The organism is Thermanaerothrix sp. (genome assembly GCF_056331585.1).
Genome location: NZ_JBWGPQ010000026.1, coordinates 1 through 21,216, shown reverse-complemented (window position 1 = coordinate 21,216; position 21,216 = coordinate 1). Strand labels below are relative to the sequence as shown.

At 63.2% G+C, this 21,216-nt stretch carries 27 protein-coding genes; 15 read left to right on the top strand and 12 right to left on the bottom strand.

Annotated features, from left to right (window positions below; genetic code table 11):
• Position 1 precedes the first annotated feature (1 nt).
• From AC01YT_RS09655 to AC01YT_RS09640, 4 genes are all read right to left on the bottom strand, one after another.
• The gene (locus tag AC01YT_RS09655; protein WP_476674949.1) at positions 2 to 901 is read right to left on the bottom strand and encodes a glycine betaine ABC transporter substrate-binding protein; all 900 of its coding nucleotides are present in this window, start codon (positions 899 to 901) and stop codon (positions 2 to 4) included.
• An 11-nt stretch (positions 902 to 912) separates the two neighbouring features.
• Positions 913 to 1,578: an ABC transporter permease gene (locus tag AC01YT_RS09650; RefSeq protein WP_476674947.1), complete on the bottom strand. Its 666-nt coding sequence runs from the start codon at positions 1,576 to 1,578 to the stop codon at positions 913 to 915.
• Positions 1,579 to 1,588: 10 nt separating this feature from the next.
• A complete protein-coding gene (locus AC01YT_RS09645; protein WP_476674945.1) occupies positions 1,589 to 2,077 on the bottom strand; it encodes a DUF427 domain-containing protein in 489 nt (162 codons plus the stop codon).
• A gap of 129 nt (positions 2,078 to 2,206) precedes the next feature.
• Positions 2,207 to 2,941: a hypothetical protein gene (locus AC01YT_RS09640; protein ID WP_476674943.1), complete on the bottom strand. Its 735-nt coding sequence runs from the start codon at positions 2,939 to 2,941 to the stop codon at positions 2,207 to 2,209.
• A 149-nt stretch (positions 2,942 to 3,090) separates the two neighbouring features.
• Here AC01YT_RS09640 and AC01YT_RS09635 point away from each other — a divergent pair, with 149 nt between their 5' ends.
• A complete protein-coding gene (locus AC01YT_RS09635) occupies positions 3,091 to 3,783 on the top strand; it encodes an HAD family hydrolase (protein WP_476674941.1) in 693 nt (230 codons plus the stop codon).
• Here AC01YT_RS09635 and AC01YT_RS09630 read toward each other — a convergent pair.
• Entirely contained in the window at positions 3,765 to 4,625 is an 861-nt protein-coding gene (locus AC01YT_RS09630) for a DegV family protein (protein WP_476674939.1), read from the bottom strand. The two genes, AC01YT_RS09635 and AC01YT_RS09630, sit on opposite strands and share 19 nt — an antisense overlap.
• A gap of 150 nt (positions 4,626 to 4,775) precedes the next feature.
• Between AC01YT_RS09630 and tatC the strand changes: the two genes are divergently transcribed.
• A complete protein-coding gene (gene tatC, locus AC01YT_RS09625) occupies positions 4,776 to 5,531 on the top strand; it encodes a twin-arginine translocase subunit TatC (protein WP_476674937.1) in 756 nt (251 codons plus the stop codon).
• 29 nt (positions 5,532 to 5,560) lie between these two features.
• Positions 5,561 to 5,749 carry a twin-arginine translocase TatA/TatE family subunit gene (locus AC01YT_RS09620; protein ID WP_315625100.1) on the top strand — a complete coding sequence of 63 codons (189 nt, stop codon included), beginning with the start codon at positions 5,561 to 5,563 and terminating at the stop codon, positions 5,747 to 5,749.
• Positions 5,750 to 5,766: 17 nt separating this feature from the next.
• Here the strand turns inward: AC01YT_RS09620 and AC01YT_RS09615 are convergent, their stop codons facing one another.
• On the bottom strand, positions 5,767 to 6,120 hold the full coding sequence (locus AC01YT_RS09615; protein ID WP_476674935.1) for a twin-arginine translocase TatA/TatE family subunit: 354 nt from the start codon (positions 6,118 to 6,120) through the stop codon (positions 5,767 to 5,769).
• Between the two features lie 136 nt (positions 6,121 to 6,256).
• Here AC01YT_RS09615 and AC01YT_RS09610 point away from each other — a divergent pair, with 136 nt between their 5' ends.
• The 12 genes from AC01YT_RS09610 to AC01YT_RS09555 all read left to right on the top strand — a co-directional run bounded on the left by AC01YT_RS09610 (position 6,257) and on the right by AC01YT_RS09555 (position 16,208).
• Complete coding sequence (locus AC01YT_RS09610) at positions 6,257 to 7,453, top strand: DNA double-strand break repair nuclease NurA (RefSeq protein WP_476674933.1); 1,197 nt, start codon at positions 6,257 to 6,259, stop codon at positions 7,451 to 7,453.
• Positions 7,454 to 7,536: 83 nt separating this feature from the next.
• Positions 7,537 to 8,169 carry a hypothetical protein gene (locus AC01YT_RS09605; RefSeq protein ID WP_476674931.1) on the top strand — a complete coding sequence of 211 codons (633 nt, stop codon included), beginning with the start codon at positions 7,537 to 7,539 and terminating at the stop codon, positions 8,167 to 8,169.
• Between the two features lie 12 nt (positions 8,170 to 8,181).
• Entirely contained in the window at positions 8,182 to 9,897 is a 1,716-nt protein-coding gene (locus tag AC01YT_RS09600) for an ATP-binding protein (RefSeq protein ID WP_476674929.1), read from the top strand.
• Positions 9,898 to 10,192: 295 nt separating this feature from the next.
• Positions 10,193 to 11,227, top strand: coding sequence for an ATP phosphoribosyltransferase (gene hisG, locus AC01YT_RS09595; RefSeq protein ID WP_476674927.1), 1,035 nt, complete (start codon positions 10,193 to 10,195; stop codon positions 11,225 to 11,227).
• Entirely contained in the window at positions 11,227 to 12,342 is a 1,116-nt protein-coding gene (gene hisC, locus AC01YT_RS09590; RefSeq protein WP_476674925.1) for a histidinol-phosphate transaminase, read from the top strand. Before hisG ends, hisC begins: the two co-directional genes overlap by 1 nt.
• Positions 12,323 to 12,943, top strand: a complete 621-nt coding sequence (gene hisB, locus AC01YT_RS09585; RefSeq protein WP_476674923.1) for an imidazoleglycerol-phosphate dehydratase HisB — start codon at positions 12,323 to 12,325, stop codon at positions 12,941 to 12,943. Before hisC ends, hisB begins: the two co-directional genes overlap by 20 nt.
• Entirely contained in the window at positions 12,936 to 13,556 is a 621-nt protein-coding gene (gene hisH / locus AC01YT_RS09580) for an imidazole glycerol phosphate synthase subunit HisH (RefSeq protein ID WP_476674921.1), read from the top strand. The genes hisB and hisH overlap by 8 nt, the downstream gene beginning before the upstream one ends.
• Before the next feature lie 12 nt (positions 13,557 to 13,568).
• The gene (gene hisA, locus AC01YT_RS09575) at positions 13,569 to 14,321 is read left to right on the top strand and encodes a 1-(5-phosphoribosyl)-5-[(5-phosphoribosylamino)methylideneamino]imidazole-4-carboxamide isomerase (protein WP_476674919.1); all 753 of its coding nucleotides are present in this window, start codon (positions 13,569 to 13,571) and stop codon (positions 14,319 to 14,321) included.
• Positions 14,311 to 15,093, top strand: a complete 783-nt coding sequence (gene hisF / locus AC01YT_RS09570; RefSeq protein ID WP_476674917.1) for an imidazole glycerol phosphate synthase subunit HisF — start codon at positions 14,311 to 14,313, stop codon at positions 15,091 to 15,093. Before hisA ends, hisF begins: the two co-directional genes overlap by 11 nt.
• On the top strand, positions 15,090 to 15,452 hold the full coding sequence (gene hisI / locus AC01YT_RS09565; protein ID WP_476674915.1) for a phosphoribosyl-AMP cyclohydrolase: 363 nt from the start codon (positions 15,090 to 15,092) through the stop codon (positions 15,450 to 15,452). Before hisF ends, hisI begins: the two co-directional genes overlap by 4 nt.
• Positions 15,449 to 15,772, top strand: a complete 324-nt coding sequence (gene hisE / locus AC01YT_RS09560; protein ID WP_476674914.1) for a phosphoribosyl-ATP diphosphatase — start codon at positions 15,449 to 15,451, stop codon at positions 15,770 to 15,772. Before hisI ends, hisE begins: the two co-directional genes overlap by 4 nt.
• Positions 15,773 to 15,857: 85 nt before the next feature.
• Complete coding sequence (locus tag AC01YT_RS09555; protein WP_476674912.1) at positions 15,858 to 16,208, top strand: hypothetical protein; 351 nt, start codon at positions 15,858 to 15,860, stop codon at positions 16,206 to 16,208.
• Positions 16,209 to 16,409: 201 nt separating this feature from the next.
• On the opposite strand, the gene AC01YT_RS09550 is transcribed toward AC01YT_RS09555, so the two are convergent.
• From AC01YT_RS09550 to AC01YT_RS09525, 6 genes are all read right to left on the bottom strand, one after another.
• On the bottom strand, positions 16,410 to 16,658 hold the full coding sequence (locus AC01YT_RS09550; protein ID WP_476674911.1) for a hypothetical protein: 249 nt from the start codon (positions 16,656 to 16,658) through the stop codon (positions 16,410 to 16,412).
• A 9-nt stretch (positions 16,659 to 16,667) separates the two neighbouring features.
• Entirely contained in the window at positions 16,668 to 18,158 is a 1,491-nt protein-coding gene (nirK, locus tag AC01YT_RS09545; RefSeq protein ID WP_476674910.1) for a copper-containing nitrite reductase, read from the bottom strand.
• 107 nt (positions 18,159 to 18,265) lie between these two features.
• Positions 18,266 to 18,973, bottom strand: a complete 708-nt coding sequence (locus AC01YT_RS09540; RefSeq protein WP_476674909.1) for a Crp/Fnr family transcriptional regulator — start codon at positions 18,971 to 18,973, stop codon at positions 18,266 to 18,268.
• A 39-nt stretch (positions 18,974 to 19,012) separates the two neighbouring features.
• Positions 19,013 to 19,417, bottom strand: a complete 405-nt coding sequence (locus AC01YT_RS09535) for a hypothetical protein (protein ID WP_476674908.1) — start codon at positions 19,415 to 19,417, stop codon at positions 19,013 to 19,015.
• A gap of 2 nt (positions 19,418 to 19,419) precedes the next feature.
• Complete coding sequence (locus tag AC01YT_RS09530) at positions 19,420 to 19,824, bottom strand: hypothetical protein (RefSeq protein WP_476674907.1); 405 nt, start codon at positions 19,822 to 19,824, stop codon at positions 19,420 to 19,422.
• 8 nt (positions 19,825 to 19,832) lie between these two features.
• The gene (locus tag AC01YT_RS09525; RefSeq protein WP_476674905.1) at positions 19,833 to 20,879 is read right to left on the bottom strand and encodes a hypothetical protein; all 1,047 of its coding nucleotides are present in this window, start codon (positions 20,877 to 20,879) and stop codon (positions 19,833 to 19,835) included.
• Positions 20,880 to 21,216: the final 337 nt, after the last annotated feature.

Here is a 21,216-nt window from a genome sequence, read left to right as displayed (position 1 = left end):
CTCATTTCACCAAACCTTGGTGTTGCAAGAACTCTCGCGCTACCTCGGCCGGTTCGCGTTGCTTCCCGGAGACTTCGTAGTTCAGGCGCTGCATGACGGCATCGGTCAGATACGGTGCCAAGCGGTTGAGCAGGGTAGCGATCTGGGGGTCCGCGTCGAGAACGGCTTTGCGCACCACCGGTGCCACCTGATAGGGCGGCCACAGGCCTTTATCGTCCACCAGCACCACGAGGTCAAAAGCAGCAATCTCGCCATCCGTACCAAACGCCACTGTCACATCGGCTTCCCCACTGTTGAGCGCCTGATAGCGCAAACCGGGGTCCACCGATTTATAGGCCTTGAAGGCAAACTCCCCATAGACCCGGCGCAGACCGGGTAAGCCATCCTCGCGTTCCTGGAATTCCGGTGGGCCAACCATCACCAGTTCGCCGGCGCGGGCCACCAGATCGGAAATGGTGCGGATGCCCAAGGCCTCTGCGCGCTCTCGTTTCATCGCAATGGCCTGAGTATTATTCATCGGCGCAGGATCAAGCCAGACCAGATCAAACCGCCGCGCATATTCCTCTTTGACCGTCTGATACACGGCATCGGGATCGCTCTGGGTGGGTAATTTAAGCACGGTCAACAGCCCGGTGCCGGTATATTCGGGGTAGAGGTCAATTTCACCCGCCAACAGTGCCTGATGCGCCACCGGCGTACCACCCAGGTTCAACTTGCGCTCCACTTGATAGCCGTTAGCGGCTAAAAGTTGCGCGTACATCTCGCCCAGGATGAATTGCTCGGTAAAATCCTTGGAGGCAACCCGAATAGCCTTTGCCTCACTGCGCGGTGTGCACGCCGATACCAGCAAAGCCATCAACCCAAAAAACAACCATGCTTTAACCATAAATCCTTGTTTCATGCGATTTTCTCCTACACTGACGATTCCGCCGTGAAAGATAATCCTGGCGGTTGGCTCAGACGTTGAAGCAGCGCCAGGACGGCTTCTGCACCAAGGGTAAGCAGAGCCACCGGGATGGCCCCAACCATCAGGATGCTATAATCGTAGAGCGCGAAGCCGCGGGTGATGTAGATTCCCAGCCCACCACTTCCGACAAAAGCGGCTAAGGTGGCGCTGGCCATGACGTCCACCGTAGCCGTGCGTACCCCGGCCAAAATCACGGGCAGAGCCAGCGGGAACTCAACCCGCCTCAAAATCTGAAGGGATGACATCCCCATCCCCCGCGCCGCTTCGATCAACCCGGGCTCCAGGGAGCGGAAAGCGGCGTCTGTGTTCAGCAGGATGGGCGGGATGGCGAGCAGGGTCAGTGCTACCACGGCGGCCGTAGCGCTCAGGCCAAAATAGGGGATCACCAGGAACAACACCGCCAGGCTGGGGATGACCCGTAGGGCATTGACCGCGTTGATCACGGTCAGGCTCATCCAGCGCGAGCGAGCCGTACCGATTCCCAGCGGGAGCGCAATCATCAGCGCGATGAGCACTGCACTGATCGTCAACAGCACATGTTGGCCTACCGCCTGCCAGAACTCCGTCGGTCGGCTGAGGGCATAGAGCAGGACACGTTCAAACACACCCATGGCCAACTACCTAACCGCGAACACCCGGCTCGCCCTTAAACGGACCGCGGATCTCAGCGGTGATCCAACCGCCGTAAAAGTGCCCCGGCTGCGGGCGCACCACCTCACCATCCACCCAACAACGCGTCATCTTCTGGGGATAAAATGCCAGGTAGTTGGCCAGCGCCCGAAAGGCCGGCGTGGGCTCCGGGTATGCCCAGGCCGCATTTTCGATCCACGCATCACCGACGCGCACGTGGTAATAGATCGCAACCCCTTTCCACTCACACAGACTACGCTGCGGTGAAGGCACCAAAAATTCGCGGCGTACATCCTCGGGGGGAAAGTAATACACCGGCGGATGACCGGTTTCCAACACCCGCAGACCCCGCTGGGTGGCGGCGATGCACATATCGCCAAAGTAAACTTCCAACCGGCGCGGGGTGGGTTCAAGCCGCGGGGGGCGGGGATAGTCCCACACCGATTCAACCGGGCGGGAGGATGATGCTTCACTCATCATAGACCTGACTCTCATCCATATCTAACGACAATCCATTCCGATCCAATTGTAAAGGGTCAGGCTGGTTAACAAAAACGTTTGTGTAACCTTTGGATGAGGTTTTTAAACGGACTGCCGGCATGCACCGTTCTACGAGAAGAACAGCCCCGAGCCCTGCGCCACCTCGCGCAGTTCACGCGCCCGTTGTTCTAATTCGGAATAGATCTCAACCCGCCGCTCGGCCACGTAGTGATCCAGCCAGCGTTCCTGCTCCAGGGTGGGAAAAAGGCGCGCCCCCGCCTGCCAGAGGTGCTCCTGATACCGCCGCACATGCACGAGTTCCGCCGCCACCGTGATGGCGTGCTGGCTGGCCAGCGGCAGGGTCACATCGAACTTCAGCCCGCGCACCAGGTTGGCCGGTGGCGTCTCCACCCAACTATCGAAAAGCAGTCCCACCCCGTGGGTGCTTAGGTCGATCAGCAGGGCCTGGAAGGGGATACGGTTGACCCACACCGTCACCACCAGATGCTCCTCCGGCTGCACCCGCTGTTCGCCGCGTGAGCGCCAGGGCGTGGCGAGGAAGCGCAAATTAGAGAGTTGCAGTTCACAGCGCTCGGTGGTCAGCCACTGTACGTAGCCACGCACCGTGGCCGGCAAAAAACGACTGTGCAGGTAGGCCGTCTGATAAATCGCTGCACATAACAAGAGCTTCGGCGGTGGAAACACCACCTTATCCCTCCCCACCACGCGCGGCTGGAGCGTCTGTTCCAGAATCAGCCCCTTGTAGGGTATTGCCAGCGCCATCGGTAGTTGTTGAATGGCGAGCGCCCGCAAAGCCATCATGGGCTCCCGTTGCCTGGGTTGGCCACTTTCTTCCGTCACCATACCGTTCTTTCCCTCCTACTTTATCATTTTACTAATTTCCGCCCCTAAAAGATTAAAAAACGATGAGAAACCGGTTGGGTCGGCCGTCTCCCTGCCCGGTGAGCCCCAAAGCGGGTATAATCCCCCAGTTGGATGACGCGGAGAAACAGATGTTGGTAACGGCGTTGATCTTCGACCTGGACGGCCTGCTGGTGGATTCCGAGCCGCTCTCACAGCGCTCGTGGGCTGAGGTCATCGCCCAGGTCGGTTATACCCTGACCGATGAGATCTTTGTGCAGATGATCGGGCGCTCCGAGACCGAGGTGCGGACGCTGTTCGAGCGGGTTTTCGGGCGCGATTTTCCGTTTGAAACGGCTTACCGCCTACGCCAGGCGCACTTTCTCGCGGCGTTGGCACGCGAAGGTGTGCCGCCCAAACCTGGTGCGCATGACCTGTTGACCTATGCCATCCGCGCCGGCTTGCCGCGGGCGGTAGCGTCCTCCACCTCGTGCGCCATGGCCGAGGGCAAACTGCGCAGCGCCGGCTTGCGCGAGTACTTTGAGATCATTGTAACCGGTGAAGATGTGCCGCGCGCCAAACCCGCCCCCGACCTGTTCCTGGAAGCGGCGCGCCGCCTGGCCCAACCCCCGGCATCCTGCGTGGTGCTGGAAGATTCGGTGGCCGGGGTGCAGGCCGCCCACGCCGCCGGCATGCGCTGTATCCTTATCCCCGATGTCCAGCCGATTCCGCCGGAGATTGCCCGCCTGGCGACCTGGCGCCTGCGCTCCCTGGCCGAGGTGCCGGCCCTGCTCGAAGCCCTGCGCGCCAACGGCAACGCCCCGCATCAGGCCGGCTCGGCATAACCGCAGAGGGCTATCGCGCGCGGGCCGGTGTGCACACCCAGTGTTGGGCTGGCCGGGCGGATGATCAACTCTTGGGGGTGATAGGTCGCCTGGACGCGCTGCGCCAATGCCTCGGCATCGGCCAGGCAGGCATTATGTAAGACGGCGATATGCAGTGGGCGGGTGGTATCCACGTGCTTGAAGAACTCGCGGAAGAGGTTTTCGATCACGCCGGCGCGCGAACGGGCCGGGATCGAGGCCGCCACCGTGCCATCGCTGGGTTTGACGTAAACCAGCGGCTTGATCTGGATAATGGAACCCAGCAGGCGGGCGGCCGCACCAATCCGCCCACCCTGGTGCAGGTAAGCCAGGGTATCCAGCGCCACGTAGTACACCATCGCCTCGCGCACCTTGCGCGCCGCTTCGAGCATGGCTGCCACATCCCCTCCCTGCTCGCGGGCGCGGGCGGCGGCCATGACCTGCCAGCCCATGCCCATCGAGTTGTTGCAACTATCCACCACGTGCACCGGGATGGGAGCTTCGGCCGCGGCGCGCAGGGCGGATTGGTAGGTGCCGCTCATGTGGCTGCTGACCACAAAGGTGATCGCCTCCCGTGCGCCCTGCTCCGCGGCGGTTTGAAACGCGCGCAGGAACGCCTCTGGGGGCGGTTGAGACGAGGTGGGATGTTCACCGCTCCGCTCTAACCGCGCGTAGAACTCCTCGGCGGTCATGTCAATGCCGTCCAGGAACACCTCTTGCCCGAAGATAATCGTCTGGGGCACGATCAGAATGTCATAACGTTCCACCCACTCCGGGGGCAAGTCACAGGTGCTATCGGCAATCAAGGCAATGGGCTGGGACATCGGCACCTCCATCCGGTGAGGTTGGATCTACGTGAATTCTACTCCCAACAGCACTTCTGTGACTGTGACCGCCGTCACATTTCACGGCCAAGCCCGGGTACCGTGAACTGTGGCTAATTCCGACCAAGCGTGTGGTAAAATCGAATCGTTATGGCCACGCGGCAAGAAACCCTTCCGCCTGGGGCCGAAGCTGAGTCGTCCCCCGCGGCAATGAGTCTGTGGGAGCACCTGGAAGAACTGCGCGGGCGTTTGTTCAAAGGGTTGATCGCGCTGGGGCTGACCACCACGGTCAGTTTCGCCTTCGGTGAACGGCTGATCGCCATCCTGGCGCGCCCAATCGGCGGGGTAGATAAACTGGTCTCCATTGAGGTCACCGAAAACATCGGCGTCTTTATGCGCGTCAGCCTGTTGGCCGGGTTCATCCTTGCCCTGCCCTTTATCCTCTACCAGGTGGTGGCATTTATCCTGCCCGGGCTGACCCCCCGCGAGCGGCGCGGGCTGTTCACCGCCATCCCGGCCGCCACGGTGCTGTTCGTCCTCGGCGTCCTCTTCGCCTATTTCGTCATGCTACCGGCGGCTCTGCCCTTCCTGATCAGTTTCATCGGCATTCGCACCACGCCGCGCCTGGCCAATTATTACGCCTTTGTCACCAACTTGCTCTTCTGGATCGGGGTGGCATTTGAGACCCCCCTGGTGGTCTACGTGCTGGCGCGTTTGCGCCTGGTCTCGCCGCGGGCGCTGGCGCAGCAGTGGCGCATCGCCGTCATCATCATCGCCATCCTGGCCGCGGTGATCACTCCCACCCCCGATCCAGTCAACATGACCCTGCTCATGCTGCCCTTGCTAATGATCTACGGCTTGAGCGTCTTGCTGGCCTTCGTGGCCGTGCGTCCATCTAAATCGTAATGTGAAAAGAGAATGGAGGTAACAATCTCATGTGGCGACCCGGTTTACCCGAACTGCTGATTATCCTGGTGCTGATTCTGCTCCTCTTCGGCCCGGGACGGATTACTAAGATTGCCGGCGAACTCGGCAGCGGCATCCGTGCCTTTCGCGAGGGACTGACCAAGAAGGGCGAGGATGAAACGGCCGAGAAAGATGAGACCACCCCGCCGTCGCCGTGAGCCGCGCCGCGAGGCGATCAGGTGATGGCTTTGCCGTTGCCGCGAGATGAGGGGGGCTCGTCCGTCGGCGGTGGCGGCGGTGTCGCCGGTGGCGCAGGGCGTGGGGCGATGGGGGGAAGGAGGCTCTCGCTGGGGCGCTGGAGTTCCTGTTCCAACTCTTCCAGGCCGGCCTCGCGGATCAGGCGGGTCGGCACCTTGCGGACCTCGCGCTCGACCTGGCGCAGGGAAGCCCACAGCGGGGAGTGTAGGATTTTCCGCATCAGCCGCCCCAGGTCGCGCGCGGTTTTGATCATCCCCTGCGGGCCGAGCAGGATGAACGCCAGCAGCAGGATCAGGGTTAATTCCAAGATACCCACATTGAAAATTTCCATACAGCCCTACCCGTATTGGCTTCATTATAGCACGTGCCGGATAGGGAAAGAAAGGGCGATTTTTTAAGGTTATCGCGCTTTTCATTTTCTCCTCGAGCAATTAAAATTAGTACAAATGTTCAAGGGGTGAGACAGCATGACCATCAATTTTGTCGAAGTGCATCGGCAAATTCAGCAGGCTGCCGGGGAGGCGCAGCGCGAGCAAGCCCGTCTGCGCGATGAGTTCAACCGCGCCTGGGAGACGCTCCAAACCTGGGCCGACCGGCTGCCCGACCTGGGCCAACGCGTGGAGCAGGCCTTGCGCTACAACCCCTCACTGCGATGCGCCCGCCCCGGGCAAGAGGCGCTGACCACCCGCGTCCCCGCCCCGCCCGCCCCCACCCAGGGGCTGCTGCTGGCGGCAGATGGCTCCAACGCCAACCCCAATCACCACGATCGCATCCCCTTCGGTCTGATCAACATCGGCCTCTTCGGCTACGACCTGGGGCACCAACGCCCACCCCAGGAACTCATCCAGAGCGAGGTGCTGCTCAACCAGGATCTCTACGACGACCTGGGCACGATTGGCGAGGAACGCATTGCCCTGGAGCGCGACCTGCGCGAACGCCGCGCCCTGCTCGAGCGCCTGCGTGATGAAACCGTCACCCCGCTGGTCACGCTCACCGATGGACCGCTCGAACTCTACCGCCAGCCGCGCGAAGATCCCGAATTTCACGCCCGCTTTCAGGACTACCTGCGCGTGCTGACCGCCCTGGCCGCCAAGGGCGTGATCACGGCCGGCTACGTGGATAAGCCCCAGGCCGACCTGGTGGTGCGCCTGCTGGAACTGGCCCTGTTCGATGAGGACGAGTTAGCCCAGGCCGGGCAACTGCGCCCGCTGCGTGGCATCACCGATCGCGCTCTTTTCGGCCAGTTGCTCCAGCCCGGTGAACGCTCGGCCGTCTTCGGCCTGCAGTCCACCACCGCCGAGCGCTTCCGCCAAGCCGCGCAGGGGCAGTTGGAACTGCACTTCTTTTACCTCAACGTCGGGCTCGCGGGCCAACCTAAGGTCGTACGGGTGGAAATTCCGCACTGGGTGGCCGTGGATACCACCGCGGTAACCACCCTGCACGGTGTCCTGCTCCAGCAGACCCAGATCACCCCCAACCGCCGTTACCCCTATGCCCTCATCCGCGCCCACGAATTGGCGGTGGTCACCTTCCAGGATCGCCAAGCGGTGGCGGCCATGATCGAGCAGGAATGGCTGAACCAGGGCGTGGTCGTGGGCGAGGAATCGGAAAAGCAACGCGCCAAGCAGGATTTGCAATCCTCCAGCCGGCGCCGTGCACTGTAAGGCTCCCGCCCTCTCGATGGCTCCATCTTCCTAATGTTCTGTCCCTGTTTTGAACGAACCTTGGTGCAAATTGGAGTGCACGCATGATGGATCAACCCCTTACCTCCTCAACCCCCCTTGAAATCGGGCGCATGCTGCGCGCCGATACCACCCGCTGCGTGGTCGGCTGCCGCGCCGGCCAGCCCCATCTGCCACCGCTGGGCAGCCTGGTGCGCCTGCCCGTGGATGAGACCTACCAGGTTTACGGCGTGGTCACCGACATCCAGGTCTTCGATGATGGGCTGACGCGCCAGGTGGTGATCAGTCCCAACCTCGACCCCAGCGTGATCCTGGATAATCAATACAATCGCAACCTGCCGCTGGAGATCGGCGTCCGTTTTGTCGGTTACGAGCAAAACGGACGCCTCAGCCACCTCTTACCGCCGCGCCCGCCGCTGGTGCTGCACGTGCTTTATACCTGCACCCCCGCCGAAGTGCGCCGCTTCACCGCCCACGGGCGCTTTGGCTACTTCCGCCATCTGCTGCGCGCCACTGATCAGCCCCTGGCTGAGGTGGTGGCAGCGCACCTGCAACAAACCCAGGCCTGCCACGCCCAGGGCGGCAACCCCCATTGGGCACGCGAGGCAGCGCGCGAACTGATCACCCTGCTGCGCGACGATTACGCCACCCTGGCCACCGTGCTCAGCGCCCTCGCCGACACCCAACTGGATTTATAGGGAGGAACCACCATGGCAACCCAACCACTGACTGTTTCAGACCCCGAAGGCCAACCCATCGGCTACGTGGTGGGCGGGAGTTTGCAGAGCACCCTGCGCGTGCGCCTGACCGTCCCGCCACAAACCATCCAGGAGGGCAGCTTCGTCACCATCCGCTCCGGCAACTGGCAGTTCTACGGCACCGTCGTGGATCTGCAACTCGGCGCCACCGATCCGCGTTTTGCCGATGAGCCCTCAGAAGCGCGCCTGCCGCGCGGACTGGTGGATCTGCTCCACGGCCAAACCCTCTACACCAACTTAGAGGTTCTGCCCAAACTCATGGCTGAGATCGGCCCGGAACCGGGCACGCCCGACTACGAGGCCTGGAGACGCGAACACCCCGAGGGCGGACGTATCATGAGCGTGCGCACCGTCCCCCTGCACCACGCCACGGTGCGCCTGGCCGGCGCTGGCGATGTGGCCGAGATCTTCGGGGAGCCGAACGAACGCAACTTCGTCCTCGGCTACACCCGCGAGCAGGGACACCCCATCCCGATTGACCTGGAGAAGTTCGTCCAGCGTTCGGCGGGCATCTTCGGCGCCACCGGCACCGGCAAATCCTTCCTCACCCGCATGATCCTGGCCGGCCTGATCAAATACGACCAGGCATCGGTGCTGGTCTTCGACATGCATAACGAATACGGCTACGACGATATTGCCTCGGATACGCGCGAGCCGGTGATCGGCCTGCGCACCAAGTTCCCAGCCAAGGTGCGCGTGGTCGGGTTGGGCCAGGATACCCGCATCCATGATCGTACGCCCGACTTCAACCTCGTCCTGGCCGAGCGCGACCTGGAGCCCGAAGACATCGAGATGCTAACGCGCGAACTCAACCTCAAAGAGACCACCCCCACCACCCTGGCGGCGCTGGTGCAGTCCTTCGGTGATCGCTGGTTCCACGAGTTCCGTCAGATGGAGGTCGGCGCCGAAAAGACCGATGAGAACGGCAAAAAGGTGCCGGCACCCAACAGCGTGGCGTATTGGGCTAATTCGGTCGGCACCCACGTGATGGCCGCCGAGGGCCTGCATAACAAACTGCGCCGCCTCTTCGAGAAGCCCTATATCCTCCCCGATCCGCCCGAAGGCGCAACCATCCAGCAGGTCATCCAATCCTTGGAAGCCGGTCGGCATGTGGTGCTTTCGTTCGGCAAGTTTGAGAGCGACCTGGATTACCTGCTGGTGACCAACGTGCTCACCCGCCATATCCGCGAGGCATGGGTGAGGAAGACCGAAGCCTACCGCGCGGATAAAAGCAAGAACCCGCCCCCGCGCCCCCTGGTGATCGTGCTGGAAGAGGCGCACAAACTGCTCAACCGTGATTTGGCTGCGCAGACGACGTTCAGCACCATCGCCCGCGAGATGCGCAAGTACTTCGTCACCCTGCTGGTGGTGGATCAGCGTCCCTCGCAGATTTACGACGAGGTGATGTCGCAGTTGGGCACGCGCATCAGCGGCTGGCTGGGGGATGAGAGCGACATTCACGCCGTGCTCTCCGGCCTGGCCGATCGCGACCAACTGCGTGGGATGCTCACCCACCTCCAGCCGCGCGAAGAGGTGCTGGTGATGGGTTGGGGCGTGCCGATGGCCATCCCCATCCGCAGCCGCCGCTACGATGAGCGCTTCTGGAACGAGGTGCTGGGCAAAACCGACCTCAGCATCGAAGAGGGTTTGAAGAAGTTGGGGTTTTAAGGCCATGCCCACCGCGATACATGCACCCCGACCGGAGGACATTTTTTAACGTTGCACCAAGGGGACTTTACTACTTGGCGCTAACACGCACGAACACAACCTTGACAAATTCGCCTCATTTACGTAAACTAGGGCCAATCATGTCCCTACGAACGGCTCGCTTCCATCATCATTTCCACCCACCTTCCTCCGCCTGATCGGCAGCGAGGTCCGTTCCACCTATCTCCTCCCCATCACCCCCTCCCTCCGCCGATCGGCGGAGGGAGTTTTCTATTTCTGTGTGGAGTGTCCGCGTATGGCTTCGTTTCGTATCTCCCTCCCCTCCAAAGGTCGCCTGGCCGAAGATGCCCTGGCCTTCCTCGCCGCCTGCGGCCTGCCGGTCTATAAACCCAACCCGCGCCAGTATGAAGCCCTGCTCCCCGCCCTGCCCGATCTCAAAGTCCTCTTCCAGCGCCCCGGCGATATCGTCGCCAGCGTGGCCGATGGCAGTGTGGATTTCGGTATCACCGGGCTGGATATGGTGCTGGAAAAGACGCCTCTGCCCACGCCTCTGCTGATCCTGCATGATGCCCTGCGCTTCGGCGGTTGCAGCCTCTACCTTGCCATTCCTGAAGTGTGGGACGACATCTGGACGCTGGACGACCTGGCGCGCAAAGCCACCACCCTGGGCCGCCCCCTGCGTGTGGCAACCAAATTCCCGCGCCTGAGCGGTGCCTTTCTCCAGCGCCACGGCATCCCGCATGCTCTGATCTCGGCGGAAGGGACGCTTGAAACCGCTCCCGCCATTGGCTATGCCGACCTGATCAGCGACCTGGTGGCTTCGGGCCAGACCTTGCGCGATAACCGCCTACGCCCCCTGGAAGCCGGGCGCATCCTCGATTCGCAGGCCGTGCTCATCGCCAATTTCGCCACCCTCAAGCGCAACCCCACCGCACGCAGCCTGGCGCGCCACCTGCTCGAATTCATCGAAGCCCACCTGCGCGCCAGCGATAACTACTCCGTCTTCGCCAACATGCGCGGCAAATCGCCCCACGAAGTCGCCCAGCGCATCTTCGATCATTGCACCATTCGCGGCTTGCAAGGCCCCACCCTGTCCCCGGTGATGACCCCGGGCGGCAACGGCGATTGGTACGCCGTGCACGTGGTGGTACGCAAGGATGAGATTTTTCAGGCCGTCAATCAACTGCGCGCCATCGGTGGCAGTGGTGTGGTGGTAACCCCGGTGACCTATATCTTCGATGAAGAACCCCCGCGCTACATGGCCCTGCTGCGCGCCCTGGAGGGCGAAACCCCGCCCCCGCTGCCCGAGATCCTGCCCGGGAGGTCGTGATGCAAACGGCACCGCATCTGGAAAACCTGCCCTCCTACACCCCCATCGAGCCGTTTGAGGTGCTCTCGGCCCGCTACGGGCGGGCACCGCATGAGATCATCAAACTGGATGCCAACGAGAACCCCTACGGCCCCTCACCGCGCGCGCTGAACGCCCTGGCGCGCCTGGAATGGGCGCATATCTATCCCGACCCCGAGAGCCGCGCCCTGCGCGCCGCCCTGGCCGAGTTCCTCGGCGTGCCCATGGCCCACATCCTGGCCGGCGCCGGTGCGGACGAACTGATTGATCTGCTACTACGCGTCCTGCTGCGCCCGGGCGAGCGCGTCCTGATCGCCCCACCCACCTTTGGCATGTACGCCTTTGATGCCCGTCTCAACGGCGGCGAGGTCATCGAAATTCCGCGCCGCGCTGATTTCAGCCTCGACCTGGAGGCTATGGCGCAGGCCGTGACCACCTACCGCCCCAAGGCGGTGCTGCTCGCCAGCCCCAACAACCCCGATGGCGGTCTGCTCGACCCCGACACCCTGGCGCGGCTCTTCACCTGGCCGACCCTGATCGTCCTGGACGAGGCTTACATCGAATTTGCGGAGGGTGGCGGGCGGTTGGGCGAGGCGCTCAGCAGTGTGCGCGTTCCCCTGGAGCGCGAGAACGTCGTCGTCCTGCGCACGTTCAGCAAATGGGCCGGGCTGGCAGGTTTGCGCGTGGGCTACGGCGTCTTCCCGGCATGGCTGCTGCCCGTGCTGTGGAAAGCCAAGCAGCCTTATAACGTCAACGTCGCCGCCAGTGCCGCCGCCATCGCGTCGTTGGAGGATCTCGACGGGCTCGCCGAGCGGGTAGACCGCCTGCGCCGCGAGCGAGAACGCCTTTTCACCCTGCTTCAAACCATCCCTTACCTGGAACCCCGGCCCTCGCAGGCTAATTTCATCCTCTGCCGCGTCCTCGACCGCCCAGCGCGGGCGCTCAAAGAGGCCCTGGCTGCAGAGGGCATCTTCGTGCGCTACTTCGATACCCCTTATCTCAAAAATTACCTTCGCATCAGCGTCGGGCGCCCCGAGCACAGCGACGCGCTGATCGCTACCCTGAGGAGGCTTAGCGATGACCCCCAATCCGCTTGAACCGCTTCCCCGCCGCGCCGAAGTGCGCCGTGAGACCGCCGAAACGCGCATCCGGGTGGCGCTGAACCTGGATGGCCGTGGCCAGCATCGCATTCAAACCGGACTCGGCTTTCTGGATCACATGCTGGCGCAAGTAGCCCATCACGGGCTGTTCGACCTGGACATCGAGGCCCAAGGCGACCTGCACATTGACGTCCACCACACCCTGGAGGACGTGGCGCTGTCGCTGGGCGAGGCCTTTGATCGCGCCCTGGGCGAGCGCGCCGGCCTGACCCGCATGGGCTTCTTCTACGCCCCGATGGACGAGAGCCTGGCACGGGTGGTGGTGGATTTCTCCGGCCGTCCCTACGCCGTGGTGCAGGTGCGCTGGCACGCCCCGCTGCTCGGCAACATCCCCACCAGCCTGTTTGCCCATTTTCTGGAAAGTTTTGCTCAGCGCGCCCGCTGTGCCTTGCACGCCCGCGTCTTCTACGGGCGCGATGACCACCACCAGGCCGAAGCCCTTTTCAAAGCCCTGGGGCGCGCCCTGTGCACCGCCACCCGCCTCGAACCGCGCCGCCAGGGGGAAATTCCTTCTACTAAGGGAGTGCTGGATGTCTGAGGTTGTACCAGTCACGGTTGTAGACGCCGGCACCGGCAACCTGCGCTCGGTGGTGGCGGCCCTGCGCAAGGTCGGTGCCGATGTCACCCTGACCCCCGATCCTGAGGTGGTGCGGCGGGCGCCGCGCGTGATCTTGCCGGGGGTGGGCGCGTTTGGCGAATTCATGCGCGGCCTGCGCGAACGCAACCTGGTCGAAGCCCTCCACGAGGTCATCGCCGCCGGACGTCCCCTGCTGGGCATTTGCGTGGGCATGCAGGCACTGCTGAAGGTGAGCGAAGAAATGGGCGTGCATGCCGGGCTGGGCATCCTGCCCGGGCGGGTGGTGCACTTCGATTTACCCGCCGCTTACAAAGTGCCCCACACCGGCTGGAATCAACTCTGGCCGCAGCGCGATGCCCCCCTCTTCGCTGGGCTGCGCCCGGGCGACTACGTGTATTTCAACCATGGGTATTACTGTCAGGTGGATGACCCGCGCGCCGTACTGGCGCTGACCGATTACGGTGTGGATTTTGCCAGCGCAGTGGCGTGGGAGAACGTCTGCGGTGTGCAGTTCCACCCCGAAAAGAGCCAGGCCGTGGGTGAGCGCCTGCTGTGCAATTTTTTGACCTTGTAAGCGAGGTGTCGGATGGACGACTTTATCATTTTTCCTGCCATTGACTTGCGCCAGGGACGGGTGGTGCGCCTGCAGGAGGGCGACCCCACCCGCGAGACGGTCTTCAGCACCGATCCGGCTGAGGTAGCCTACCGCTTCCTCTCTGCCGGCGCGCGCTGGCTGCACGTGATCAACCTGGATGGCGCCCTGGGCGAGGAAAAGGCGGCCCGCGCTAACGAGACCGCCATCGCCCAGATCCTGGAAATCACGCCTGAGTTCAATGCCCACCTTCAGGTCGGGGGCGGTGTGCGCTCTATGGAGGCCATTGCGCGCCTGCTGCGGATGGGCGTCCACCGCGTCATCCTGGGCACGCTGGCCATCCAGCAACCGCAGACCCTGGCAGCGGCGATTGCCCGCTGGGGCACCGAACGCATCGCCTATAGCCTGGATTTGCGCCAGGGTGAGGTGCAGATCCACGGCTGGCAACGTAGCGCCCCCTACGATCCCGCCGAGGTGCTGGCGCGCCTGGCCGATTATGGCCTGCGCTGGGTCATTTTTACCGATGTGCAACGTGATGGCATGCTCACCGGGGCCAACCTGGATACCGCGGCCGCCCTGGCGCGTGACCCGCGCCTGCGGGTGATCCTGGCCGGTGGGGTCACCCACATCGAAGAGGTGCGCCAGGCCCGCGCGCGTGGGCTGGCTGGGGTGATCATCGGACGCGCGCTCTACAGCGGTGAACTCGACCTGGCAACCCTGCTGGCGGAGGCCGATCATGCTGGCTAAGCGCATCATCCCCTGCCTGGATGTCAAGGGCGGGCGGGTGGTCAAGGGGGTCAACTTTGTCAACCTGCGCGATGCCGGCGACCCGGTGGCACAAGCCGCGCTCTACGATGCCCTCGGTGCGGACGAACTGGTCTTTTTAGATATCGAAGCCACCCCCGCCGGGCGCGCCACCGTGGTCAACCTGGTGGCGCAGGTAGCCGAGCAGGTACGCATGCCGCTGACAGTGGGTGGCGGAGTGCGGTCACTCGACGATATGCGCCGCTTGCTGCTGGCCGGCGCGGATAAGATCAGCCTCAATTCGGCCGCGGTGCGCCAGCCACACCTGCTCAGCGAGGGCGCCCTGCGCTTTGGCAGTCAGTGCATAGTCCTGGCAATTGACGCCCGCCGCGTGCCGGGCAGTTCTCCCCCGCGCTGGGAGGTGCTGATTGACGGTGGGCGAACCCCCACCGGCCTGGATGCGCTGGAATGGGGGCAGCGCGGGGTGGCCTTGGGCGCGGGTGAAATCCTGCTCACCAGCCTCGATCGCGACGGCACCCGCGCCGGCTACGATCTGGAATTGACCGCGGCGTTTGCCACTGCCCTGCCGGTGCCGATCATCGCCTCGGGCGGGGCCGGCTGCGAGGAGCACTTTGCCGAGGTGCTCACCCGCGGCGGCGCGGATGCGGCCCTGGCCGCCACCCTCTTTCATGACGGCCTGGTGCACATTCCCCACCTCAAAGCCACCCTGGCCGAACGCGGCATCCCCGTGCGACCCTACCGGGAGGCGCTATGAACACGTTACCTCCTCTGACCTACGATGCCAACGGCCTGATCCCGGCGGTGGTGCAGGATGCCGAGAGCGGCGCAGTGCTGATGCTGGGGTGGATGAACGCCACGGCCGTGGCGCGCACGCTGGAAAGCGGGCAGGTGCACTTCTGGTCGCGCCGCCGCCAGGCGCTCTGGCGCAAAGGTGAGACCTCGGGGCACACCTTGGCGGTGGTCGAGGTGCGCGTGGACTGCGACGCCGATGCCCTGCTCATCCGCGCCCGCCCCGCCGGCCCGACGTGTCACACCGGCCATGCCACCTGTTTCTACCGCCGCCTGGAAGACTTGACGGCACATCCCCTTACCATAACGGAGATGGAGCCATGAGCATGCTGGAACGCCTGTATCAAATCATTTGCGCGCGCCGCGATGCCCCACGCGCCGATTCCTACACCAGCCACCTGCTGGCGCGCGGCGAAGATCAGATTCTGAAGAAGATCGGCGAAGAGGCCATCGAGGTCATTGTTGCTGCCAAGGGCCAGGGCGATCAACGCCTGGTGGAAGAGATCGCCGACCTGACCTATCACCTGTTGGTCTTGTTGGCTCTGCGCGGCCTGCGCCCGGCGGATATCGAAGCCGAACTGGCGCGGCGGCACCTGCAGCACCAAAAGGAGGACGAGGTGCATACCTCGGGGATAGCCGATTAGGGGTAAACATAACCTTCAGCCGCCGCCCTTATGACAAGGGTGAGGTGAGGCCGACGAACGTCACCCCCAACGTTGAGCCCACCCCGTGAATGCCCAATCGAACACCTCTTACTTGGGTCGTATCTTGCTGCGCCGCCTCGGTCAGGCCGCGTTAACGCTGCTGGTCATTGCCCATCTCGCCATCTTCGGCTTGTTGCTGGCCGAGCGCGGGCGCAGCGGCGTGCCCGCCCAGCCGCCGCAAACCGCCGCCGAGGCGCTGGTAAACCTGGTCAACTACCTCCTCCATCACCCCACTTCTTACATCTGGAACCGCCGGGATATCCCCGCCGTCCACTGGGTTCTGAGCCTCTTTAACCACCGTGCCGGGTTATTGGTGCCGGTGTTCATCATGGCGCCGACCTCGTTGCGCGTCTCATTACGCCACAGGACGACCTGAGCCACTTGGACCCGGAACGCCTGCGCAAGGTCGGTCAGACGATGGCGCTGACCCTGCTCACGCTCAGCCGCAAGGTCGGCGGGGGGTGAAAAAGCACTGCTACCGCCCCTGGCGGCGGTAGCAGTTGGGGGTGAGGATTGAGAACGGGCCTATGCCTGCGACACTGCAGCGCACAGCCGCTCGGCCAGGGCGAGGTATGTTTCATGCATTCCCGCGCCGGTCTCTTCGTGTTCCATCGGTTCCCATCCTTCCTTGAATTTGGTTGAGCATGTCATCGAGATCTAAACCGTAGTAACGGCTGACATCTTCCAGGGTGCAGAAACGCACCAGTGAACAGCCCACACACTCGGTACGCCAGTCCAGAAAGAGCAGCGCGATCTCCGGCCCGCGCGCCAGAACATCGGCCACCAGGCTCTGAGCGGTCAGGGGTAGGCGTTCACCGGTGCTCATTTCATCCTCCTAGTGACCGCTCCCGGCGACCGGCGTGGCACTGAAGATATCGGGGTTGGGCTCACCGTCCACAATCAGGTAGCCCGCCAGGCCGCGCTGCAGGCGTGAGAGGGCATGATCAACCAGGATATAGCGGCCCGGCACCTCGACCTTGAACTCGACCATCACGGCACCGCCGGGCGGCACCAGCGTGGTCTGCACGTTGGTGAGGGGCGCCGAGGTGAGCGATGCCTGGTCATAGACACGGTCGAAGATCTCGCCGATGACGTGGAAGGACGAAGTCGCATTCGGCCCCCCGACGCCGAAGAAGATGCGCACGGTCTCGCCCACCCGCGCGTGCATCTGGTGGGCTTCACTGGTCAGGGCCAGGCTGGCGCCGTTGAAGACGAAGTATTCCGGCTGTTCCGCCAGCAGTTTTTGGATATCCTCGGTCAGGTGGCCGGGCGTGCCGAAGGGCTGGGCAGTGTAAAGTTCGCCCTGCATGACGTAGAACTCTCGATCCACCGGCGGTAAGCCGCCCTCGGGCTCGACCAGGATTAGCCCGTACATGCCGTTGGCGATGTGCTCGGCCACCATGGGGGTGGCGCAGTGATAGACATACAGGCCGGGGTTCAGGGCTTTGAATGTAAACATGGTCTCCCCGCCGGGTTGGGTCTGGGTGGCTACCGCGCCCCCACCCGGCCCGGTGACGGCATGAAAATCTACCGAGTGTGCCATCTGGCTATCGGCATGGTTCTTGAGGTGAACCTCGACCGTATCCCCCACCCGCACACGCAAGAAGGGCCCCGGTACCTTACCGTTGAAGGTCCAGTAGCGGTAGGTGGTGCCATCCGCCAGGCGCCCGTTGACCTCCACGGTTTCCAGGTTCACCACCACCTTCTGCGGATCGCGCGGGGGAAGGGGAGCAGGTAGATCGGTCGGATCGCGGACGATATCCACCGCCTGAGGATCAGCAGGGGCAACCTGGGGCGTAGCGGGGTTGGGCGCTGCGGCCTGCCGTGGTGAAGTTACCGCAGTCGCCGGGGCGTTGCTGCCGACCACGATGAATTTGCCCTCCATGCCGGCCTGGCGGTGGCCGGGAATGGCACAGTAATAGGCAAAGGTGCCGGGCTGGTCGGCCACGAAGGTTACCGTGGTGCGGTTGCCCTGCCCGGATACATCGGCGGAGTGGACGCCCAGTTCGTCAATGCTGAGATTATGCAGGGCACCGTCGCCGTTGACCAGGGTGAGCGTAACATGCGCCCCTTGAGGTACGTGCAGGTCGGGGTTGACCTGGCCATCTATCGCACCGCCCTGGCCGATGAAGACCATGCGTCCCTCGGCAAAGCCGGTGACCAGGGTGAAAGTAACGTCATTCCCGGCGCCGGCGGGGGCATCCATGTTCACCGCGGCAACCGGTGCGGTGGGCGTAGGTGCGCTAGCCGCGGCGGGCTGGCACGCGCCCAATCCGAGCGCCATAAGGATGAGCGTGAACCGTAAGAAGCGTGAAAGACGAAACATAACCGTTAACTCCTGTGCGTGCGATGTTATTTCATTTCCCATCCTACGCCTAAGGGGTTAACGTGTCTTTGTGTTATCGCAAATTCGGAGTCTAAAAAGGGAATTTTTCAAGGCAGGGAGCTGCCTTCGGCTACCTGCATTAGGGCGTGGGGCTGGGTGATCACCAGGCGTTCGCGCCCGGTGAGGACGAGACCGCGCTTCTCCCACCCGCTCAGGACACGGCTGACGGTGTAGAGCGTGGTACCAGCCATCTCGGCCAGGTCCTGGCGCGAGAAGACCAATTCAATGCCCTCAGGGATGCGCCGCCCTAACTGCCCTGCCAGGCGCACCACCACCCGCGCGATGCGCTGTTCAACTTGCTCGGTGACCATTTCGCGGTAGCGATCCTGCATCTCGCGGATGTAATCTGTCATCATTGTCATCAGGTCGAACATTAGGGCCGGGTTAGCGGAAAGGATGCGCTGGAAATCGGCACTGGGGATGACCAGAGCAACGCTGTCTTCCAGCGCCTGGGCACAGGCGGGGTAGGTGGCATTGGGTCGCACCGCGCCCACCGCGCCGAAGACCTGATACGGGGCAATGGTGCGCAGGTTGACCTGCTGCCCTTCCGGGGTGATCTGGCACAGTTTAACCCGTCCCTGGAGCAGGATGAAAACCTGCTCGGCGGGGTCATCCTGAAAGAAGAAAAAGCCGTCCTCTTCGACCGCCCGCGGCAGGCCCAACCGTGCCAGAGCGCGCACTTCGGCAGCGGTGGCATGGCGCAAAACGTCCACCCGGCGCAGGGCAGCCTCGATCTCGGCCAATGAGAATGTCATGCCCTAACTATACTTTAAAAGGGCAAATTGGAGCAGATTTTAAGGCTTGAGAGCGCGAATGCGCGGCCAGACGGCCAGCCCAAACAGCAGCAGTCCCAGGACTTCCAGCAGGCGGGCAAAGACCAACCCCAACGGCCAGGGCCGGAAGGGTGCCAGCAGGGCCAAGAGTAGCCCCAGGTTGAGCAAGATGAAAGCCAGGCCGGCCAGGATCGAATTGCCGCGGGGTGCCGTCCCCGGCAGGCGCGGCAAGATCCAGTAGGCAACGCCCAATGCAAACTGGGTCATCCACCCGATCAGCATCAGTTCCACGTGTGCCCCCAGACTGCTCCAGGCCCAGGGCAGGGTGCCCAGCCCTTTCTGGATCAAGATCAGCGCGCCCAGGGTGCTCCCCACCCCCAAGGCTATGAGTGCCAAACGCACCGCCCACCGACTGAGTAACGGCATGGTCAGCGTCCTTTCACCCGCGGCCAGGCCTGCCCGATGAACAGCAGCCCGGCCAGCCATTGTAAAACGGCAGCGGCGACCAACCCCATCCCACGCCAAGGAGGTAGTGCCGTCGGCGGGAGCGGTTCAAAGAGCGCCCGCATCACCAGCCCCAGGTTGAGGCAGAGGTAGATCAGCCAATTCAGTCGTTCATCGCCGCGCGGACGTTCCAGGGTGTGTTTGGGCAGCATCCACAGCGCAATGCCGATGATCAACTGCGTCAGCCAGCCAAAGGTGAGCAGATGCAGGTAGAGCGGAAACAACCCACTGGCAGAAATCCCGGGTAGATGCAGGTAAACTCCTAGGGCCAGCCCCGCCACCAGCATGACCAACGAGGTTTTCACCAGCCAGCGTGTGATGGTCGGCATCCGTCACCTCACTTGTGCCTCAGGTTACGCAGAATCAGGACAAAAAAGAGCAGGACGGCCAGCCCGTTGACCAGGCCACCCCAGCGACGCAGGACGTGATCCAGGGCAAGATCACCCGCCAATCGCAGCACCAACGAGAGGTGCAACAACCCCAAAGGACCGTAGTAACCGGGATGATAGCCCACGGGGCGGCCGAGCAACGCCGGCAGGATGATCGGGGCATGCCCGAAGATCATGACCAGCACAAACCCGACCAGGATGGCATGCAGGGCGGCATCGTAATACGGCCCGGCATAAAGCGCCCCCAGGCCCATAAACAGCCCACCCCCGATAACCAGCCAGAGAAAGCCGCCAAACAAACAGATGGCCATGTAGCGGGTGAGCGGGTTGGGATGGCGCAGGTTGGGACGGGCAATATCGGTGACGAGAAACCACAGCCCCAATGCCACCAACGCCAGGCCCAGAAGGCGCGCTCCCAGCACCGGGTCAACCCAAACGCCACCCACCCCCAGCAGCAAGAGGCCCACAGCAGCGAGAAAGAGGCGCACTTGGAAGGGTGAAGGGCGGCGTACCCGATTGAGTTCGAGGCGTTCACCACCAATGGTGAGCACCAGAAAGGCTATCCAGGCATAGACAACGCGGTAAAGAGGTTGATCGGCCAACCAAAGCACGTTCCCCGCAACCAACGCCAAGGCGCCTAACGCCATGATGAAGGTATGCAGGCGTGGCTCACGCTTCACCATGACCCCTAGGATGCCCAGGGTGAACAGGCTGCTGAGGACAAACAGAACACGGCCGGCGCTGGGCTGCACCAGCAAAACCGGGACACCCAGGCTGGCCAGCAGCGGCGCGAGGAACATCCACGGTTGTTGCAGCGCCACGGCGCGCTCCAGAGGGATGAGCGCACCTAGGAAGCCCATGATCATGAGAGGGCCATGGGCCAGGGCGAGCGCCGGCGTTCCGGGTAGCACCCAGCCCAGGCGCAGCCAACCTGCCCACAAGGCGGTGAGCAAGGCAAGCAGTGCCAGCAACAGCAACGGGCGGGTTATGCGCATCGCGGTTAATTCTGACCCATTGAAGGGGAGTTCTCTTTGCGCCATCGCAAAGATTATTGTGAAAGGTGCCGTCTGAAGAGAACCCCCAATCCATGGTCACGAAAGAAAGGTGACCCCAACCGTTCGGGCGACGCCATCCACCCCGGCCGGCAGGGTCAATCCGGGGTGATAACTTGGCTTGAGATACCTGAGGGTAACTCCGCCCCATGACGGGGTCCTCAGGAACGGCCGTACATCCGATGCAAGGTCAGAAAAAAGCCCCACTGGGGGCCTCAGCCCCGGGGGCCCTGCAGCCTCCGTGTTTCAGTATCCACTAACGGATCGAGGCGACTGCAAC

Excerpts from the sequence above, each read along its gene's own strand:
- AC01YT_RS09640 (WP_476674943.1), bottom strand. The coding sequence starts at position 2,941 with ATGGTGACGGAAGAAAGTGGCCAACCCAGGCAACGGGAGCCCATGATG.
- AC01YT_RS09615 (WP_476674935.1), bottom strand. The coding sequence starts at position 6,120 with ATGGAAATTTTCAATGTGGGTATCTTGGAATTAACCCTGATCCTGCTG.
- hisC (WP_476674925.1), top strand. The coding sequence starts at position 11,227 with ATGCAAACGGCACCGCATCTGGAAAACCTGCCCTCCTACACCCCCATC.
- hisB (WP_476674923.1), top strand. The coding sequence starts at position 12,323 with ATGACCCCCAATCCGCTTGAACCGCTTCCCCGCCGCGCCGAAGTGCGC.
- AC01YT_RS09540 (WP_476674909.1), bottom strand. The coding sequence starts at position 18,973 with ATGACATTCTCATTGGCCGAGATCGAGGCTGCCCTGCGCCGGGTGGAC.
- tatC (WP_476674937.1), top strand. The coding sequence starts at position 4,776 with ATGGCCACGCGGCAAGAAACCCTTCCGCCTGGGGCCGAAGCTGAGTCG.
- AC01YT_RS09605 (WP_476674931.1), top strand. The coding sequence starts at position 7,537 with ATGATGGATCAACCCCTTACCTCCTCAACCCCCCTTGAAATCGGGCGC.
- hisG (WP_476674927.1), top strand. The coding sequence starts at position 10,193 with ATGGCTTCGTTTCGTATCTCCCTCCCCTCCAAAGGTCGCCTGGCCGAA.
- AC01YT_RS09620 (WP_315625100.1), top strand. The coding sequence starts at position 5,561 with ATGTGGCGACCCGGTTTACCCGAACTGCTGATTATCCTGGTGCTGATT.
- AC01YT_RS09610 (WP_476674933.1), top strand. The coding sequence starts at position 6,257 with ATGACCATCAATTTTGTCGAAGTGCATCGGCAAATTCAGCAGGCTGCC.
- AC01YT_RS09650 (WP_476674947.1), bottom strand. The coding sequence starts at position 1,578 with ATGGGTGTGTTTGAACGTGTCCTGCTCTATGCCCTCAGCCGACCGACG.
- hisE (WP_476674914.1), top strand. The coding sequence starts at position 15,449 with ATGAGCATGCTGGAACGCCTGTATCAAATCATTTGCGCGCGCCGCGAT.
- nirK (WP_476674910.1), bottom strand. The coding sequence starts at position 18,158 with ATGTTTCGTCTTTCACGCTTCTTACGGTTCACGCTCATCCTTATGGCG.
- AC01YT_RS09600 (WP_476674929.1), top strand. The coding sequence starts at position 8,182 with ATGGCAACCCAACCACTGACTGTTTCAGACCCCGAAGGCCAACCCATC.
- AC01YT_RS09550 (WP_476674911.1), bottom strand. The coding sequence starts at position 16,658 with ATGAGCACCGGTGAACGCCTACCCCTGACCGCTCAGAGCCTGGTGGCC.
- AC01YT_RS09645 (WP_476674945.1), bottom strand. The coding sequence starts at position 2,077 with ATGATGAGTGAAGCATCATCCTCCCGCCCGGTTGAATCGGTGTGGGAC.
- AC01YT_RS09635 (WP_476674941.1), top strand. The coding sequence starts at position 3,091 with ATGTTGGTAACGGCGTTGATCTTCGACCTGGACGGCCTGCTGGTGGAT.
- AC01YT_RS09630 (WP_476674939.1), bottom strand. The coding sequence starts at position 4,625 with ATGTCCCAGCCCATTGCCTTGATTGCCGATAGCACCTGTGACTTGCCC.
- AC01YT_RS09535 (WP_476674908.1), bottom strand. The coding sequence starts at position 19,417 with ATGCCGTTACTCAGTCGGTGGGCGGTGCGTTTGGCACTCATAGCCTTG.
- hisF (WP_476674917.1), top strand. The coding sequence starts at position 14,311 with ATGCTGGCTAAGCGCATCATCCCCTGCCTGGATGTCAAGGGCGGGCGG.
- AC01YT_RS09655 (WP_476674949.1), bottom strand. The coding sequence starts at position 901 with ATGAAACAAGGATTTATGGTTAAAGCATGGTTGTTTTTTGGGTTGATG.
- hisI (WP_476674915.1), top strand. The coding sequence starts at position 15,090 with ATGAACACGTTACCTCCTCTGACCTACGATGCCAACGGCCTGATCCCG.
- AC01YT_RS09525 (WP_476674905.1), bottom strand. The coding sequence starts at position 20,879 with ATGCGCATAACCCGCCCGTTGCTGTTGCTGGCACTGCTTGCCTTGCTC.
- hisH (WP_476674921.1), top strand. The coding sequence starts at position 12,936 with ATGTCTGAGGTTGTACCAGTCACGGTTGTAGACGCCGGCACCGGCAAC.
- hisA (WP_476674919.1), top strand. The coding sequence starts at position 13,569 with ATGGACGACTTTATCATTTTTCCTGCCATTGACTTGCGCCAGGGACGG.
- AC01YT_RS09530 (WP_476674907.1), bottom strand. The coding sequence starts at position 19,824 with ATGCCGACCATCACACGCTGGCTGGTGAAAACCTCGTTGGTCATGCTG.